General features: G+C 49.7%; 7 protein-coding genes. All 7 read left to right on the forward strand.

The genetic code is table 11. The features are described 5' to 3' along the window. The coding region (locus tag GRP75_RS09660) for an SDR family NAD(P)-dependent oxidoreductase (RefSeq protein ID WP_160789192.1) at positions 1-3,385 on the forward strand (3,385 nt) is incomplete at its 5' end. Further along, on the forward strand, positions 3,382-8,301 hold the full coding sequence (locus GRP75_RS09665; protein ID WP_160789193.1) for a condensation domain-containing protein: 4,920 nt from the start codon (positions 3,382-3,384) through the stop codon (positions 8,299-8,301). The genes GRP75_RS09660 and GRP75_RS09665, both read left to right, overlap by 4 nt. A gap of 31 nt (positions 8,302-8,332) precedes the next feature. Beyond that, a complete protein-coding gene (locus GRP75_RS09670; protein WP_023987397.1) occupies positions 8,333-9,544 on the forward strand; it encodes a pyridoxal phosphate-dependent aminotransferase in 1,212 nt (403 codons plus the stop codon). A 5-nt stretch (positions 9,545-9,549) separates the two neighbouring features. Next, positions 9,550-11,574 (forward strand): non-ribosomal peptide synthetase, encoded by a 2,025-nt coding sequence (locus GRP75_RS09675; RefSeq protein WP_160789194.1) that lies wholly within the window; start codon positions 9,550-9,552, stop codon positions 11,572-11,574. Between the two features lie 3 nt (positions 11,575-11,577). Further along, on the forward strand, positions 11,578-15,612 hold the full coding sequence (locus tag GRP75_RS09680; RefSeq protein WP_160789195.1) for a type I polyketide synthase: 4,035 nt from the start codon (positions 11,578-11,580) through the stop codon (positions 15,610-15,612). A gap of 41 nt (positions 15,613-15,653) precedes the next feature. Next, a complete protein-coding gene (locus tag GRP75_RS09685) occupies positions 15,654-17,288 on the forward strand; it encodes a carbamoyltransferase N-terminal domain-containing protein (protein ID WP_160789196.1) in 1,635 nt (544 codons plus the stop codon). Between the two features lie 36 nt (positions 17,289-17,324). Continuing rightward, positions 17,325-19,379 (forward strand): non-ribosomal peptide synthetase (locus tag GRP75_RS09690; protein WP_160789197.1); only part of this gene is annotated, 2,055 nt, incomplete at its 3' end.

Below are 19,379 nucleotides of genomic sequence, written 5' to 3' on the forward strand. Positions count from 1 at the left end.
ATCGCTGGAGCATATGGCAAAGGCGTATATGCAAGGAAGGGAGCTGGAGTGGGAGGACTATTATCACGGACAAAACCGGGTGCGAGTCCCTCTTCCAGGCTACCCGTTTGAAGAGAAGCGCTACTGGGTTGAACCCAAAGTTCAGCAACCACCGCATGTACCAACTAGTGCGGAATTGACCCCTGACACGCAGGAGGAATCTCCTGATTTCTGGCAGGCTACCGAGGCGGTTTTCCAATTTGGTGAACGGTTATTGGAAGAGAGCGGCTTTGCGGTAGAACAGGGCTATAAAAAGGCGGTTGATGAATTTGCGGCCCAGCTTATTATCGGATTATTCAGACAATGGGGGACGCTCACGGAACCCGGAAAAGTATATAAAGAGTCAGAAATGTTGCATACGATAGGGATTACTTCCACATATCAGCGTCTATTTCGGTTCATGCTGCGTTTCGTAGAAGAACAGGGCTACATCTGCATTGACGGTGATAATATCACGCTAACCCTTGAAGGGTTAGCTCCCGATCTGTCGGCCTTATGTAACCAATACGTGGAACAATATCCGGCATTTACGGGAACATTCAAGGTGTTGAAGTATTGTCTGGACGCCTATCCGGCTGTGCTGACCGGGAAAAGGTCACCCCTGAGTGTGCTGTTTCCCGATGGTACATCGCAATTCCTGGCGGGCTTTGCCAATCAGGGACGTACGCTGGGCGATCTGTGTGAGACGATGGCGCTGGACGCATTAAAGCAGCATATTTTAGCGCAAGCGGGAAAACGGCTCCGCATTCTGGAAGTCGGGGCTGGCTCGGGAACGGTGGGCAAGGTTCTTTTCCCAGCCATAGCAAATCGTCAAGTCGAGTATTGCTACACCGATTTGGGCCGGGGCATCATTTTGGAAGCGCAAAAGCAGTTTGCAGCTTACCCGTTTGTTCGATATCAGACTTTTAATATTGAAGAAGATCCTGTGGCACAAGGCTTTGTGCCAGAACAGTTTGATATCATTATTGGCCTGAATGTAGTTCATGCCACGAGCTGTTTGCGGACGGCCTTGTCCCAGTTGAAAAAGGTGCTTGCTCCTGGTGGAGCCCTGTTTATGATCGAAAAAGTGCAGAACGAGCCTGCGGAAAATCTCGTCTGGGGAATGACGGAGGGATGGTGGCTGTTCGAGGATCAGGACATACGAAAGGATTCTCCGCTGGTTCCGACGGAAACATGGGGGCAGTTGTTGAAGGAGGAGCGATTCACGGAGGTACGAACCTTTCCTATGCATTTGCCAAACCGTGCCGAGGCCGAAACCGCGCTGATTATCGGTCGAATGAGCGAGCAAGAACAAGTGAGCAGGGTTGAAGATTTAATGTACCGTGTTCGGTGGATTAAAAAAGAACTGAAGAAGACAAGAGAAGGCGTGTTGGCTCAAGGAAACTGGCTAATCTTCAAAGACAAGCTGGGGATTGGTGAGGAACTGGTGCAACGCATGAGGCGCTCCGGTCATCCTGTGGTGACTGTAGAGGCTGGGCAAAGGTTTGAAAAACGGAACGATCATCAGTACACCATCCAGCCGGGTGTAGAAGCAGATTATATTCAACTCATGAATGAACTGGGACAACGTAATCAGCGCTTGAACGGTATCGTTCATCTCTGGACCTGCACAGCCACCCCGTCAACCCAAGTGAACATTGAAACAGTGGATGCAGGTTTGGAGTCAGGTGTCTATAGTCTTTATTTTCTGACTAAAGCATTACTGCATCAGGGTCTGCATGAAACGCTGGACTTGCGGGTGGTTTCGAACTTTACCCAGCGGATATCGGACGAGCAACAAGTATCACCTGAAAAAGCGGCGATTCACGGTTTGGTCAAAGTTATTTCTCAGGAGCATCCACAATTGCAATGCTTCGGACTGGATGTCGAAACGCTCCACCACACCAACGAGCAAGTGGCGGATCTGATCATGACCGAGCTGCAAGAAAACAAAACGGATTCATTCGTTGTCATCCGTCAGGAGCGTTACATCCAAGGTATGTCTCGTCTCGAATCGGATACGGTAAGCACTCCAGATAATCGGAATCATCCGGGTATTCCACCCCGGCGTTCCATCACCGTTCGTCCGGGTGCCGTGTATATCGTGACTGGAGGCGCAGGGGGATTAGGACTGGAGGTTAGCCGGTATTTATCCGAGCAAGCTCCGATCCATCTAGTCATCCTGAACCGAACGGAGCTGCCGGAAAAATCGCAATGGTCACACATCATAAATGATCCGGTGCAAAGGAAGGCTGATGCCGCAATTTACCGTAAGCTTTCGGCCTTTGCAGACATGGAAAAACACGGCTCAAAGGTGCATTATTACGCGGGAGATGTGGCTGATTATAGGCAGATGCAACACATTTTTGACGATGTACAAGCTCGTTATGGCCCCGTTAAGGGAGTGGTTCATTGTGCGGCAGCTAGCGGCGACACCAGTCGTCCGCTGGAGATTCAGAATTTGGGTGATTTTCGCAAGGTGCTTCGCCCCAAAATTCACGGAACGCTGGTATTGGATAAGCTTCTGGCGGAACAAGAGACAGATTTCTTTGTTCTGTACTCCTCGGTAGCCTCGCTATGGGGCGGAGCTGGCGGTGGAGATTATGCGGCTGCCAATGTGTTTATGGATGCTTTCAGCGCACAGCGTAACATGCGGGGGCAAACGACGCTTGCGATCAACTGGTATGCGTGGGAGGGACTCACTGGACCAGGGTGCATGGACTATATGCCTGTATCAGATGCGCTGGCTGCTTTCCGCATGAGCTTGTCTTATCCGCTGGATCAGGTGGCCATCGGCAAGTTTGATACACAGAAGCTCCGTGAATGGGCGCCGATGATGAAAATTCAGCTTGCGCCGGATATGTTGACGAGTCGACGCCGAGCTGTAGCTAAATCCACCAAGGAAGCAGGAGCTCTGCCATCTGTCGAGCCTAACCGTTTGGTGACAGATGTGAAGGTCAGTCTGAAAGGGAAAACGACAGAGCCTTACACAGAGCTGGAACAGCAGATCGCTCAAATATGGGCAGAGGTGCTGGGATACGAGGAAATTGATGTAGGTCAACATTTTTTTGAAATCGGCGGGGATTCCTTGCTTATTTTGAAAGTGTTGAGTCTTCTGAATGAACGGGTTGATCCCGAAGTGGAGGCCGGGGATTTGTTCTCGTACGGTACAGTTGCGCAGCTGGCTCAGTTTATGGAAAACAGGCATGCCGCCAGCACAAGAGAAGTGACGGACGTAGCACCGCACTTACAGGTTGAAGTTTCCGGGGCGGACGAAGCGGACGAGGATTTACGAAGCCTGATCAAGCGTGTAAAGGAGGACGCTATTTCAGTGGATGAAGCTATGAAAGGATATGAAAGCATATGAGGGATACGTTTGTTGAAGCCACTTTGCAGCTTGTAGCCAAACAGGAATTATCCGAAGAGCATGCGTATTCTCTGATCAAGCAATATCAGGTTCGGCTCAAAACTGCTTCATCGTCCGCAGCCCACGATGGAATAAACCGCAACAGGGATATAGCCATCATCGGCGTAGCCGGACGGTTCCCGCAAGCAGATAACAAGGAACAATATTGGAGTAATCTGGTCAACGGTTTGAATGGGATACGAACGTTTCCAAGCTCACGCTTGGAGCAGATTCGTCCCTTTTTGGATGAACAGAATCAAGGGCCATATATGCCGGCAGGCTATTTGGAGGAAGTTGATACGTTTGACGCGGCATTTTTTAATATTCTTCCGGGTGAAGCCAAATATATGGACCCGCAGCAGCGTATGTTCATGGAAACCGGTTATGAGGCCATTGAGGACGCAGGGTATGGTGGTGAACGCATTCGTGGCTCACGAGTGGGGGTATATGTCGGCTATAGTGAAGCGCGATACAAGGAGCTGATCGAAAGCGAGTCGTCCACCGCCTTTGTCGGGAATTTCCCGCCAGTTATCGCAAGCCGTCTTGCTTATGCGCTGAATCTGTCCGGTCCTGCATTGAGTGTAGCCACCGCCTGCTCGTCTTCCCTGGTTGCCTTGCATCTTGCATGTGAGGGATTACGCGCTGGAGATTGCAGCATGGCTTTGGTGGGTGGGGTAGCCATTGGTGCGTTACCCACCAGGATGGAGCCGGGCGGGCTGGGGATTACTTCTCCGCAAGGACAATCACGCAGCTTCGACGCGGATGCCGACGGTACGGGATGGGGCGAAGGTTGTGGCGTTGTTCTGATCAAGCCACTGGAGCAAGCCGAGAGGGATCACGATTATATTTACTCTGTGATTAAAGCAAGTGCCATCAATCAGGACGGTGCCTCCAACGGATTGGCCTCCCCGAATGCCCGAGCTCAGGAAGAAGTGATTGTAGAGGCGTGGAAGCGTGCGGGCATTGACCCTTCGACGATCTCTTACATCGAGGCTCATGGAACGGGGACCAAAATTGGAGATCCGATTGAAATTAAGGGGATTACGAATGCCTTTCGCAGGTATACGCAAAACAGACAATTTTGCGGAATCGGCTCGGTTAAAAGCAATATCGGTCATCTTGATTCCGCTTCAGGCATGGCAGGATTAATCAAAATGATCATGGCTTTACAGCATAAGCAGCTTCCGCCCACCCTGCATTTTGCTTATCCGAATCCGTTGATGAACCTGCATAGCTCTCCGGTCTATATCCATACGAAGCTAACCGAATGGCGAAGTGAGGACGGAATACCACTGAGGGCGGGTATCAGTTCATGGGGGTTAAGCGGTACAAATTGTCATGTGGTGCTGGAGGATTATCAGGGAAGCAGGCCCTCCCTTTCTTCGTCCTCCGATCTATCCTGTGGTGGGGAGCGTGTATTTACCCTTTCGGCATACAGTGAGGATTCACTGCGAAGATTGACTGCCCGATATATTGATTTTTTGGAGAATGACGATATTCCGCCTTTGGAAAATATCTGTTACGTCCTGAATACGGGCAGAGAGCATCATGCTTATCGGCTGGCGATTCCGGTCACGGATCGACGCAGCCTTTGGACAAAGCTCAAACAGGCTTATGATGCTTTGGTTCGTCAGGATGGAACAGGGCTGGAGCAGCAGGGGATTTTCTGTTCCATGTGCAGCGAGTCCCTGGTAGAAATGGCGCTGGATACAGATGATGCCCTGATGATTGCCCGGCGATATGTTGCTGGGGAGAACAGGCGCTGGTCGGAGGATTATCCGGCAGGTGGGTGTGCCAAAGTACCCTTGCCTGCATACGCTTGGGAGAAGCAACGATATTGGGTGGAGCCGCCGATCCAACGTAGAAGCAGCAAACGCGATGGACAGGTGTCAGCTTATAGCGAAGCACGCATTTCCTTTGGTGACGGATATGTTCCGACGGAAACAGAAGACAGGCTGGCACGTATCTGGGGCCGAATTTTAGGCATTGACGAACTGTCTGTGGATGCGGATTTCTTCGAACTTGGCGGGGACTCTCTGTTGGCAACAGATCTGATTACTGCCATAAGCCAGGTATTCCATACACGAATTACATTGGTTGATTTGTTTGGACATCCCTGCATTCGTGAGCTGGCCAAGCTTATTTCAGGCGAAAAAAAATCGGATTACCAGTCCATCGAACCTGTGTCTCCACAAGCATTTTATCCCGTATCCAATGCGCAGCGCCGTCAGTTTATTTTGAAACAGCTGGCAGAAGGTAATTTGAGCTACAACATGCCCGGAACGGCTACGATCACGGGACGCCTGGATGTGGAACGCTTTAAAGCTGCTTTTGCTGCGATCATTCGTCGCCATGAATCCTTTCGGACGGTGTTTGATGTTGCGGAGGATGAAATTGTGCAAAGTGTTCTTCCGCAGGCTGAGCTTGCTATATCACTGGGAGTGGCTCCAAAGGGAGCAGATGTGCAAAAGCTGATGGAGGAATTTGTCCAGCCGTTTTCCCTGGGAGAGGCTCCTTTACTTCGGGTACGCTTGCTGCGACTAACGGAGGAATGTGATGAAGAGGACAAGCATTTGCTGATGTTTGATATGCATCATATTGTTTCGGATGGCGTTTCCATGGAGATCCTCATTCGGGAATTTACCAGTCTTTATGCCGGACAGGACCTGCCGCCGCTGCGTATCCAATATAAGGACTATGCGGTATGGCAAAATGCTTTTCTGCAAAGTGAGCAGATGCTGCAGCAGGAGCAATTTTGGCTGAGGACGTTAACGGAAGGACTGGAGTCAGGATTGCCTGTTCTGAAAATGCCCAGTGACTATCCCCGACCGCCTGTGATGACTTTTGAAGGGGGGGTGTACTCGTTCACGATTGACAAAGTGGTCGCTGAACGCTTGCGAGCGATGGGACAGGAGCATGGCGCTACGCTGTATATGACGCTTCTTGCTATATACAATGTGCTGCTTTATCAATACACAGGGCAGGAGGATGTCATTGTAGGCTCTCTCATTGCCGGCAGACGTTATGCGGGTGTAGAGCATACGATAGGACTCTTTACCAACTACTTACCTATTCGTAATACTCCAGCGGGTGAGCGGCGCTTTACGGACTTCTTAAAGGAGGTGGCTCATCGCACCATAGCCGCGTATGATCATCAGGATTATCCATTTGAAAAGATGGTGGAGCATCTGGATCAGAAGCGCGATCTTTCACGCAACCCTATTTTTGACACCATGCTTATTTTACATAATCAGGGGATGCAGAGAACCCAATTTACGATGGGAGATTTGAAGCTGAACATGTTGGACTGGGCCAAGCACAGTTCAACCATGGATTTAAAGCTCGACATTTTTCAGGGAATGCAAGGGGAACTGAAATGTACCTTTGAGTATTATTCCCGTTTGTTTCACGAACAGACGATCACTGCGCTGGCAGGACATTTGCTCAGCCTGATCGACCAGATTGTGAACCAGCCTGAGCAAGCTTTAGCGGAGTACCGGATTTTTTCACCTGAGGAAGCGGAGAAGATGAAACAGAAACGGCAGGGAAAGGATTCTACTTTTGCGCTTCCTGCGATCTGCCCGGCACCGGATGCTGAGCAGCACCCTTTATCTTTTTACCAAAAGCAGATATGGCGACATCGAGGATCAGCTCCTCATGTGATCGTTCATGCAGCGTGGAAAGGCAAGGTGGATCAGACGTTATTTGTCAGAGTGCTGGAAGAACTGCAAGCCGAACACAGCACGCTCAGAACAACCTTCAGGGAAGAGACAGCTGGGCCGACTCAGCAGGTGCAGGCGTATCTTCCGTTGGATTACAAATTCACAGATGTACTAGAGGGGGATGCAGCTTCTTGGGCGGAACACCGTGTGGCTGTGGAGTATCAAAACCCGTTCGAGTTACGACAAGGTCCGCTGTACCGGATACGCTTGGGTTGTGACAGCAACGAACGATGCCAATTGATCGTCGCTGTTCATCCATTACTAACGGAGTGCCTCGATCTGAAAGGTTGGCTGGAACAACTGTTTATTCGCTATTCCGCTGCTGTTACGGATTCGGCAGTGGATACAGACCACATATTTCAGTCCATCTCGCAGATTGATTTTACTTATTGGCAACAACGGTTGCTGCAGGAAGGATATTTGGAGCCTCAAAAGGCGTATTGGACTGAGGCACTGCAAAAGCCGCTTCCTCCGATCGGATTGCCGTTCAAACGCGGGGAAGAAGCTTTTGTAACACCCGAGTGGACTTCTATTGAAGTGCCTCTCGCCACAGAGGAGACTGAAGCTCTAAAAGCTTTTGCCTCCAGTCATGAAGGTTCTGTTACGGACGTTCTATTCGCCTGTTATTTCCTGCTGCTGCGGCAATTAACGCATGCGGAGGAGCTTTTGATCTATGTCATGCATCCCGAAGGACATCCAGTTCAGGGCAGCGGAGTACCTTTATGTATCCAGCATCCTGTGCCAGTCAGAGTTTCGATGGAGGGGCTTTCGTCGTTTAATCATTTGCTAGAAAAAGTGAAGGACAAACATCAAGCTGCGCTTCAAGCTGTTTTATATCCGTTTCATTTGCTGCTGGACCCTAATGAGTTGAAGAGCGGGAGGGAGGGTTCATCACGTTATAACGTCGTCTTTTGCACAGAGGATGAAACGAGATCTTTACCCGAGGGAGGGGAAGTGGGATTGCGTGTATACCCCTCAGAGCCAGCAGCACTGCAACTGTCAGTCGTGAAATCAACAACCGGACTGACCTGTTCCCTGAGGTGGAATACCGCTTTGCTGGAATCTTCCTATGTCCACTCTATGCTGGAAAGGTATCACAAAATAATCAAGACCATTGCTAGTAGTGTGTCCAACCTGTCTAAGGTATCCCATTAACGTGCGGTTCATTCAAAGGAGGCAATTACAAATGGAATTAAGATCATCTATTGAATTTTATGACAATCGGTTTTTAATGTTCGTTCTGGATCAAATGGCTTATGAATTTGAGAAAAACGGCTCCAAAGAGGTCATTCGAATGACCTTGGGAAAATCCGAGCTACCTTTGCATGAGGATATCATTCAGTCGATGAAGGATGCGTTGGACACCTTTGAAAAAAGCTCGCTTGTATTTCCGCCGGGCTTGCCGGAATTAAAGGAAGCGCTCGCGGAGGAATACAAGAAAACATATGATCTGGACATTAACCCTAACAATATCCTGATTAATGTAGGCACCAGCGCCTTATTCCGAAATCTGTTTTATTTGCTGGCAAAAGAGGGGGATGAGGTTCTTTTACCGCGTCCGTACTATTCTCTGTATCATTTTTGCGCCCAATTGGTAGGGGCGAATGTTCGCTACTATGATATCAATTTGGAGACGCTAGCACTGGATCTGGATTCCTTTAAGGAAAATTTCACGGATAAAACCAGAATTGTAGTCATTAATTCGCCTGGTAATCCGCTAGGGAACATCTTAACGAAAGACGAGCTGTATGCCATTGATGAAATTATCAACGGTCAGGCAGTGGTCATTAATGATGAGATTTATGCCAATGTTTGCTTTGATGAACGAAGCACTTCGGTACTGGAGCTGACGGATACCAAATCAGCCTTTATTACAACGAATGCTTTCTCCAAAGGGTACCGGATGTACAGTCGGCGCGTGGGCTACTGTATCGTTCCTGACGAGCTAGTCACACCGCTCACGGTCATACAGCATCACACATTGCTGACAGCCGACCCTGTCGTGCAATTTGGCGCATTGGAAGCATTGGCACATCCCGAAGAGATTGAGCAGCTGGTCAGCCTGTATAAAGCAAGACGGGATTATACGGTGGAGCGATTCAATGAGGTTCCGCTCGTACGTGCTATCCCTGCACAAGGTAGCTTTTACTTCACACTCGATTGTGAAAAGTACATGGACGAGCACGGCATCGAAACGAGTTTGGAGCTGGCTGAACAAATTATGAGAGCCAAACAAGTGGCGACTGTGCCAGGTTCTGATTTTGGATTGCCGAAAATGCTGCGCCTGTCCTACTCTACAACGCGATACAACGAAGGCATAGATCGCTTAGTGGACTTTTTCACAAACAGCTTGGTAGGTCAATCGGCTGTATCTGCTGCAATTCCGGTTCGGGAGTAGACCCTATGGATCTGGATTTTGATGCATTTGAAATTCTATCGGCAGAAGAGGAACGCGTCATTGCGGAGATGAATCAGACTGCAAAGCTTTATGAGGATCATGTTACGATTCCTGATTTGTTTGCCCGTCAGGTCGCAATCACACCACAGCAAATCGCTATTTATGAATACGGCTCCTCCATTACGTATGCCCAATTGGAGGAACAAGCGAACCGAATGGCCCGCCTGCTGCACGCAGCAGGTGTGCGACCTAACCAGCGGGTAGCAGTGGTAGCGGAACGGGGAATTGAGCTTTTAGTAGCTGTTTTCGGCGTATTAAAAGCAGGTGCAGCCTACGTGCCTATTGACCCGGACTACCCGAAAAAGCGGATTCAATATATGCTGCGCGACAGTGCTTGCGGTGTGCTGATCACCGAGTCTGCCAAGCTTCAAACGATGCTGGGAGATTTGCCGGAGAGCATGACGACGGTTGTTTGTCTTGACGAAACGAAGATGCGAGCAGATCGTCTGAAGGTGTATCAGCGGTCGGATTGGGAGCGCCAGGAGCAGGGCTCATGGGCGTGTCCTGCCGGTGAAAATGATCTTGCGTATTTGATTTACACCTCAGGCTCTACGGGAGATCCCAAAGGAGTCATGATGACGCATAAAGCTGTGCTGAATACGCTCTTTTGGTTGCAGGACACCTTTTGTTTGACCGCAGAAGATGTGATTGCGCAGAAGACTTCTGCCAGTTTTACCGATTCGGTATGGGAATTCTTCTGGCCTCTGATATACGGAGCCAAGCTGTCTATATTCAGCTCGGATACGGTCAAAGATCCTCAACGGCTATATGAACAGCTCCGGGATGACAAGATTACCATTACCCAGTTCGTTCCGGCCCAGATGAGTCTCTTTCTGGATGCGGTTCCGACCGAAGAGACGGATCATCCGCTACCGGAACTTAAATGGGTATTCAATGGAGGCGAAGCCTTGCTCGTCAATGGGGTGCGGGACTGGTACAGCACATTCCAGCAAGCCAAGATTGCCAACATTTACGGTATGACCGAGTCGGCTATTTATGCAACCTGTTACCTGATTGACGCATCTCCGGCAGAGGGAGAATTGAGCATTCCGTTGGGAAGGCCCCTTGCGAACACGCATGTTTATATTTTGGACAAGGAGGGGCAATTGTGCCCCTTTGAGGTCAAAGGCGAAATATGCATCGGCGGGATTGGTCTGACGGAGGGGTACTGGAATAAGGCAGAAGCAACTGCCAAGGCTTTTACCCAGCATCCCAAAACAGGAGAAAGGCTATATCGTACAGGTGATTTGGGCCTGTTACGGCCGGATGGCATTCTAGAGTATAGCGGCCGCAAGGATGATCAGGTACAGGTGCGGGGGTATCGCGTAGAACTCAAAGAAGTGGAGCGGGCCGTATCCGTTTTTCCAGGGATCAAGGAAACCGCTGTGATTGCCCAAACGGATGAGTTTGGTGTAACCAATCTCTTATGTTATTTTACTTCGCTGGAAAAAGGGCTCGAAGTGGATGATCTGACAACACACTTGCGTGAAATATTACCTGAGTATATGATTCCGGGATTTTTCATGGAACTGCTGGAGATGCCGTTAACTCCGAACGGGAAGATTGATCGCAAAAATCTGCCACAGCCGGAGGGCCGAGTTCACCGTTCAACCGCATATGTGGCGCCTCGCAATGAAAGAGAGCATATGCTGACGAAAATCTGGGCCGGAATTTTAAATATAAGCCCGGAGGACGTCGGCATCCATGACAGCTTTTTTGAAATCGGCGGCAATTCCATCTCGATTGTTCGGCTTCATCGAAAGATGAAGCACGCACTGGGCAGTGAGGCAACAGTAGCCGAGCTGTTTTCCTATCCTACGATTGCAGCGTATATGAATCACTTTGAAAATCAGTCCAAGGATGACGAACAGCTGGATCAGGATCTTATGAGCCTGCTGGATCAAATTGAAGATGGCTCACTGGATGTAAGCGAGTCTATACGGGCGCTGGACCATCTGAAGGAGGGATAACATATGAAACGGGTTCAGAATTATTTGCTAGCTCAGGTTGCCGCAAAACATCTCTCCAAGATAGAAGCTCTGCCGATGCTAAAAGAGCTATTCGAAAATGAGTCCAAAACGGTGAAGGTTGATGATATTGCCGTTGTTGGGATGGCCTGTCGTTTTCCGGGAGCAAATGGAACGGATGAGTTTTGGGATAATCTCGTGAACGGCATGGATGCCGTGAGGGACTTCCCGGAAAGCCGCAAGGCTGACGTGGACCAGCCTATTCGGGACTATTTCAAAGGTAAACGATATGCGCCGGAGATCAAGTATCGCAGAGGAGCATATTTGGACCATATTGATCGTTTTGATGCAGAATATTTTAACATTACTCCTGCAGAAGCCCGGTGTATGGACCCTTTGCAGCGCATTTTCCTTGAAGTTACCTGGGAAGCACTGGAGGATGCCGGCTATGCCGAAAAGGAATTGTACGGCTCACGAACCGGGGTATACGTAGGGGATACGGATGCCGATTACTTGCAACTGATTCAGAACATGGAGCCGTATGCCTTACCCGGTAATACCATTTCAGTCGTAGCCAGTCGGGTGGCCTACTTGCTGAATCTCGCCAGCGGCAGCCATCTGATTGATACCGCCTGCTCTGCATCTTTGGCTGCTGTGCATCATGCGGTCAAAGGACTAATTACTGGCGATTGTGACATGGCTGTAGCCGGCGGGCTGAACCTGACCCTGTTTCCCGTAGATGAAGGACTGGTCGATATCGGCATTGCTTCTCCCGACTCTGTTGCGCGCACCTTCGATGCCGCAGCGAATGGGACGGTATGGGGCGAGGGATTCGGGGTCATCGTACTGAAGACGCTGGAAAAGGCTAAAAAGGATCGGGATCATATCTACGCTGTCATTAAAGGCAGCTCCATGAATTCGGACGGAAAGTCCAACGGCATTACCGCGCCAAGTGCCTTGGCTCAGACAGAGCTGATGAAGGAAGCTTGGCGTAATGCGGGTATCTCTCCGGAAACGGTAACCTACATTGAGGCTCACGGTACAGGAACTCGTCTAGGTGATCCGATTGAGATTGAAGGCATTACCAACGCCTTCCGCAGCTACACGGACAAGCGGCATTTTTGTGCCTTGGGCGCGGTGAAAACGAACATAGGTCATCTGGACACCGCAGCCGGTATTGCAGGTCTAATCAAAACAGTGCTGTTATTGCAAAAGAAGGAGATTCCGGCAACCCTCCATTTTAACGAGCCGAATCCGCACATTAATTTCATTGAATCGCCTGTGTATGTGAATACAGAGTTGGTTCCATGGGAGACGGAGGCAGGAGTGCCACGGCGGGCAGGAGTAAGTGCTTTTGGTCTAGCAGGAACTAACTGTCATGTCATATTGGAGGAATATGAGCAGGACGAGCAGAGCCAGTCCGCCAGTGGAGAAAACGTACCGTATGTATTTACGTTGTCTGCCAAGAGTAAAGCTTCCTTTGATGCTTTGGTTGACCGTTATCGTACGTTTTTGGATCGCACGGCTCATGCGCTGCCAGATATTTGTTTTACAAGCAATCAGGGACGGGGGCACTATGCTTATCGGCTTGCGATTGTAGCTACAAGTCTTGAAGAGTTAAGGGAAGGGCTGGAGCGATTTGCAAATGCAGATGAAGCTGCACGTCCAGCTTTAGCGGGAGAGTGGATATATTATACCCGCCTAACGACCCGTGCGGAGAAAAGCTTCAAGGTACAGCCTGACACCAGCCTGGATCGGGTTGTGGATGAATATATGCAAGGTAGCGAGATCAATTGGACAGCTCTGCATGATTTGGATCAAAGACATCGTGTTCCTTTACCTGTATATCCATTTGCAGGCAAACGACATTGGGTGAATTATATCCCGGAGCATGCGATGGAGCGTGTAGCAGATTCCCCAGCCTTGAGATCGGTACCGGAGAAGCAGGTTGACCAGTGGTTCTATGAACTGAATTGGGTAGCCAGTCCGTTGACGGCTTCTGCCTCCCAAGAACGGTCGGTTACCAGCAAGTCATGGCTTATTCTGGCGGATGAAGAAGGCGTAGCTGCTTCACTAAGCGAGTTTATGAAGGATCAAGGACTCACACCTATTATCGTAGAGGCTGCATCTGATTATGCTGCCATAGATCCGAGCCATTATCAGATTCGTCCCGGCTATGCGGAGGATTATAACAGGCTGCTTGCAGCCGTGACCGAGGTTGAGGCGCGAGGGGGAGCAGAGCTTTCCGGTATCGTCCACTTGTGGACCTGCACCGAAATTCGCAGTCGCATGCGACAACTCGATGATTTGAATGAAAGTCAGGAGCAAGGGGCTTTAAGTCTTTTTTATTTGATGAAGGCTGTTCAGGCAAGCTCGATTCATCGCCTGTTGGAAATCAAAGTCGTCTCGAACTACGCACAGCTGGTCGTAGCGGAGGATACATATGTGTTCCCGGAAAAAGCGCCTCTGTGGGGATTGATGAAGGTCATCTCGCAGGAATATAGTCAGCATCGTTGTAGCTGTATGGATGTAGAAACGATCGGACGTGACAATTCCGACATTGCTCAGGAAATCATGCTGGAATTGGATCGGGACGAAGCAGATCAAAGTTCAGCATGGCGAAGCGGTCAGCGGTATACGCAGCAGCTGGAACGGATGCAGCTTACAGCTCATCCACATCGGAAGATTACAATCCGTGAGGGTGGCGTCTATCTGATTGCCGGGGGAGCCGGTTCAGTTGGACTGGAAACCTGCCGCTATCTTGCCCGGCAGGCGAAGGTTAAGCTCGTGCTGGTGAACCGTACTGTGCTTCCGGACCGGGAAAGCTGGCAGGAACGAGCTGCGGGGCTGGATACCTCTGAAATTACGAAGAAAATCCGTGGACTGTTGGAGATTGAAAAGCTCGGCTCCGAGGTGAGCTACTATGCGGCAGATATCACGGATCTGGATGCAATGAAGAAGGTCGTGGATGATGTGCATGCACGTTATGGCCCGATTCATGGGGTCATGAATGCCGCGATGCATTTGGAGGAAATTCGTCTGGAGCAGATGGATGCAGCGGGGTTCCAGCGAACCATGGGAGCCAAGGTAATAGGAACATGGGTGTTAAACGAGGTGACTAAGGATCAAACGCTGGACTTCTGGATTCTTTTCTCGTCAGTGGCTTCGCAGCTGGGAGGTGTAGGCTTGGGTAGCTACGCTGCTGCAAATGCATTTCTGGATCAGTATGCCCACTATCAGAGCCGTCGTGGCATGGAGATGATGGCGATCAACTGGTCGCATCTGGAGATGGGGGCTACATCGGACGAGCTGATGGATCAACGGATGTTATCTCAGCCGATTTCGTCGGAGGACTATGGCAAGCTGTTTGATCGGCTTTTGCAATATAAACTGACCCAAACGGTCATTGCCAACATTCGCAGCCAGGAGCTGGCTCAAGTGTTGACGCTGCTCAAGGTCCGCTTTTCCCCAGACTTAACAAAGGAAATTACAGAGCAAGCGCAGGGGCAGAACGATCAAGAATCTGAAGCCTACAGTCATCTGCTGGAGTCCTATCAAGAGCTGAAGCAGTTCATTACCTCTAATGAAGCGCTGAACGATATGATCCAGCGAAATGTGAAACTGGGTGCTAAATTTGTCTCCTTCGAGGAAGAGCTGTTTCGTACGCTACAGCCCAAGTCGGAGGCTACGGACACTGGAGTGCACATGAACTCTCACATTCAAGTGACCTTGATCGGCCGTGATGGAGATGCGTATTCGAAAACAGAACGGCAGCTAGGTCAGATTTGGGGCGAGGTACTGGGGCATGAGGAAATTAGCATACACCAGGACTTTTTTGAAAATGGAGATTCGCTGATGCTGATGAGTGTCATTGCTAAAATTAAAGACCAGCTGGCCATAGATGTACCGATTCAGGTCTTTTTTCAGGAGCCAACGGTGGCCGGGCTGGGAAGCTGGATAGATGAATCCAATCGTGTCGATTCCGAGGAATCCGATATCATTCCGGTATTACCACGTCATTTTGCTGAGGCTGAACAATAAAGCGGCTTTGTGTTGGGCTAACAGGTGAGGAGTGAAGGAACATGTTATTCTGCGGACTGAAATTAACGCATGATGGTAGTGTGGCCTTGATTGAGGATAACAAGCTTATTTTCAGCTACGAGGTTGAAAAATTCAATAACAACAAACGCTACAGCGAAATTCCTGATTTGGATTTTGTCGAGGAAGTGCTAAACCTGCATGGCTATACCTCGGCAGATGTGGATCGGTTTGTCATCGACGGCTGGGCCGGATTGAAGGAAAGTAAGGTGGACACGCGTTCCCATGGGCAGGAGCTGTCCCTCACGGTTGCACCTTACCGCGAAGTATCGCTTTCAGCCGACGCGCTCCAAGCCTATTCGGGCAGTGGTCTTGCCATTGGCGGAAGAACCTACGACTATACCAGCTATATGCATTCAACCACACATATCGCCAGCACCTATTGTGCAAGTCCTTATGCGGTGACCAAGGAGCCGTCTTACGCGCTTGTGTACGATGGCGGCATGTATCCGCGTTTTTATTACTTTGATCCAGCGAACGGAAAATTAGAAAATCTGGGTCCTCTCTTCATGTACATTGGCAACATTTATTCACTGTTTTCACTGCACTTTGAGCCATTTCTTCGCGGAGGGCAAGGACCGCGCGTGGATGATCTTTCGGTAGCGGGCAAGGTTATGGCCTACATTGCCAAGGGACAGGTACGTCCAGAGCTGCTCGAACAGTTTGAGCTGACGTATGCACGGCATTTTTCACCCTCGATGGAGTTTAACTGGACGTTTTCTCAGGAAATCAAGCGATATGTAGATGAGCATCATATTCCGCATGCAGACGCCATGGCGTCTTTCCATCAGTATTTGGAGCAGCTTCTCGTAACCTCGCTGGAGGCGAGTGTGACCAAGCATGGACGGAAAACACGAAACTTTTGCTTTATAGGAGGCTGTTCTCTGAATATCAAATGGAACAGTGCGATTCGGGAAAGCGGATTATTTGACGATGTGTTTGTTTCTCCGTTCACGAACGATACAGGTTCGGCTATTGGTGCTGCCTGTTGTGAAATGATTCATCAGACAGGTCATCCTCATTTGAATTGGTCTGTGTACAGCGGACCCATGGTCATTCAAAATGAGCCAGCAGAAGGTTGGGAATCACGTGCTTGTACGGTAGCACAGCTCGCGGAGCTGCTGCATACGACAGATGAACCTGTCGTGGTGCTGCATGATCGGGCGGAACTGGGACCACGTGCTTTGGGCAACCGGAGTATACTGGCAGCTGCCGTTCAACCGGATATGAAAGACCGCCTGAATGCCATCAAGCAGCGGGAAGACTATCGTCCGGTCTCACCGATTTGTATGGAGGAGCATGCACCTGCTATTTTTTCACCGGGAACACGTGATCCGTATATGCTTTTTGATCATATGTTGCGTGATGAATGGGTGGAACGCATTCCTGCGATCCGTCATCTCGATGGAACGGCACGCCTCCAGACGGTGAATCGGGAGGATAATCCGCTGATCTATGATTTGCTGGATGCGTACGAGAATTTGAGCGGTATTCCAGTGCTGTGCAATACTAGCGCCAATCTGCTCGGCAGCGGCTTTTTCCCGGATGTGCGTTCTGCAACCGAATGGAACGGAACCCGGTATGTCTGGTGCAATGAAACGTTATACGAAAAGCAGTAGCATATCCTCGAATAATGTACAGATGGAGGTTTATACATGGGAGAGAAGCAGACCTATGATCTGTCTCATGGGCAGAAACGGTTCTGGGTTCAGTCCCAGCTGGGCGCTCAGAGCAGCGCCTTAAATCAATCGGTAGCCGTTCGAATCAGACAAGCTGTGAATACCTCGTATTTACAGCAGGCCCTCCATACCATCGTTGAAAGACATTTTATCCTTCGTACAGTGTTCACGGTGGTCGAAGGTGTACCGAAGCAAGTGGTGCTGGAGCAATTGACCTTAAACGTGCCTGTTGTGGATGTATCGGATACAGGGGAAGAAACAGCGTGGGCAGAGGTACAAAAAGAAATACAGACTGTGATGAATCAGCCTTTTGATCTGGAGCAGAGTCCATTATGGCGGGCACAGATCTACATGCTGGCGGCAAACGACTATGTTTTTCATATTTGTATGCACCACATCATTGAAGATGGTTGGTCTATGGATCTGTTTTTTCAAGAACTGTTTCATATTTATCAGGCGTTGGAGCAAGGAACAAGCCCCCATTTGCCAGAATTGCCGATCCAGTATATTGATTATGCACATTGGCAAAATCAGCAGGTGCTTACTGGAAAACTAAGCTCGCAGGAGCAATACTGGAAATCCCGATTGGATGGTGAATTGCCAAGTCTTCAATTGCCTTTGGATTTTCCGCGTCCGACCATCCGAAATGCTCCGGCGGCGGTGGAAAAGGTCATTCTGGATGCGGAATTATGCGCGGGCTTGGAGCGGTTGAACCGCACGTACGGAACCACCATGTTCATGTCGATCGTTGCCAGTCTGAATGTGTTATTAGCCCGGCTTACTCAGCAAGAGGACATTATTATTGGTACTCCTGTGGCGGGACGGAATCAAAAGCAGGTTCGAAACCTGATGGGTTTTTTTGTGAATACTCTCGTGCTGCGGAATCGACTTTCCCGAGACATATCTTTTTCCCGATTGTTACAACAAGTTAAAGATGAGTGCGCAGGAGCATACGCCCATCAGGACTACCCTTTTGACAAGCTATTACAGGTATTGAACCGTCCACGCCGCCTAAATCGTGCCCCACTGTTTGACGTTCTGATTAATTTTGCAGCCGGCTCCAAAAATGAGGAGAACTTCGGGGGAATCCCGATGGAAAGAATCAAGCTGGGAAATGGTGCCGACGCGAACGAGTTTGACTTGACCGTAATTGTGGAATCCGTAAATGACGAATTGGTCATATCGCTTAGCTATGGAACAGATTTGTTTACAGCCTCAACGATGTCCAGGATCGGAGCGTATTTCCGTAACATTATTGCAGGTGCCATTCAGGACCCGGAGCAGCCTGTGTGGAAAATGGATTACATGGGGGCAGAGGAACGGGCGGTCATCCATCGCGTTAATGATACGCAGAAGGCTTATCCGGGTGGAGTCACGATTACGTCTCGTATTCAGGAGCAGACGCTCCGTACCCCTGATGCAGTGGGGGTTCTGGACGGCGACATGGCTGTCACCTATAAGGAGCTGCACCTTCGCTCCAACCAATTGGGACAGCTTTTCAGTCGCTATGGAGTTCGTCCGAACTCGCTGGTTGCCATTATGGGGGATAGGAATGTCCCATTGCTTACCGCTATTTTAGGGATTATGAAGGCTGGTGGTGCCTATGTACCGATTGATCCTGATTATCCGCAATCCCGAATCCAATATATGCTTGACGACAGTTCGTGCCGCGTGCTTGTTACGAATTTACGTTATTTCGGACGGACGTTAGATCATTTGCCAGACTGTATTGAAACTGTCATTTGTCTGGATGAAACGGTATGGGGAGAGTCGGAATGGATCGTTAGACTGCGGGAGATGCGAGGGGATGAGTCTTATTTTATTCCTGTCAAAGCACAAGGGATGTCTACGAATGAGCTGAGTCTGCAAAATATTCCTAATGAAAAAGACCTAGCGTATATCATGTACACATCTGGCTCCACGGGACAGCCCAAAGGGGTGATGATGACCCATAAGGCTGTGCTGAATACGTTATTTTGGTTGCAGGATACCTTTGCTCTGGGAGCAGACGATGTCATCGCGCAGAAGACG

This window comes from Paenibacillus sp. OT2-17 (assembly GCF_009827695.1).
Lineage (GTDB): Bacteria > Bacillota > Bacilli > Paenibacillales > Paenibacillaceae > Paenibacillus > Paenibacillus polymyxa_B.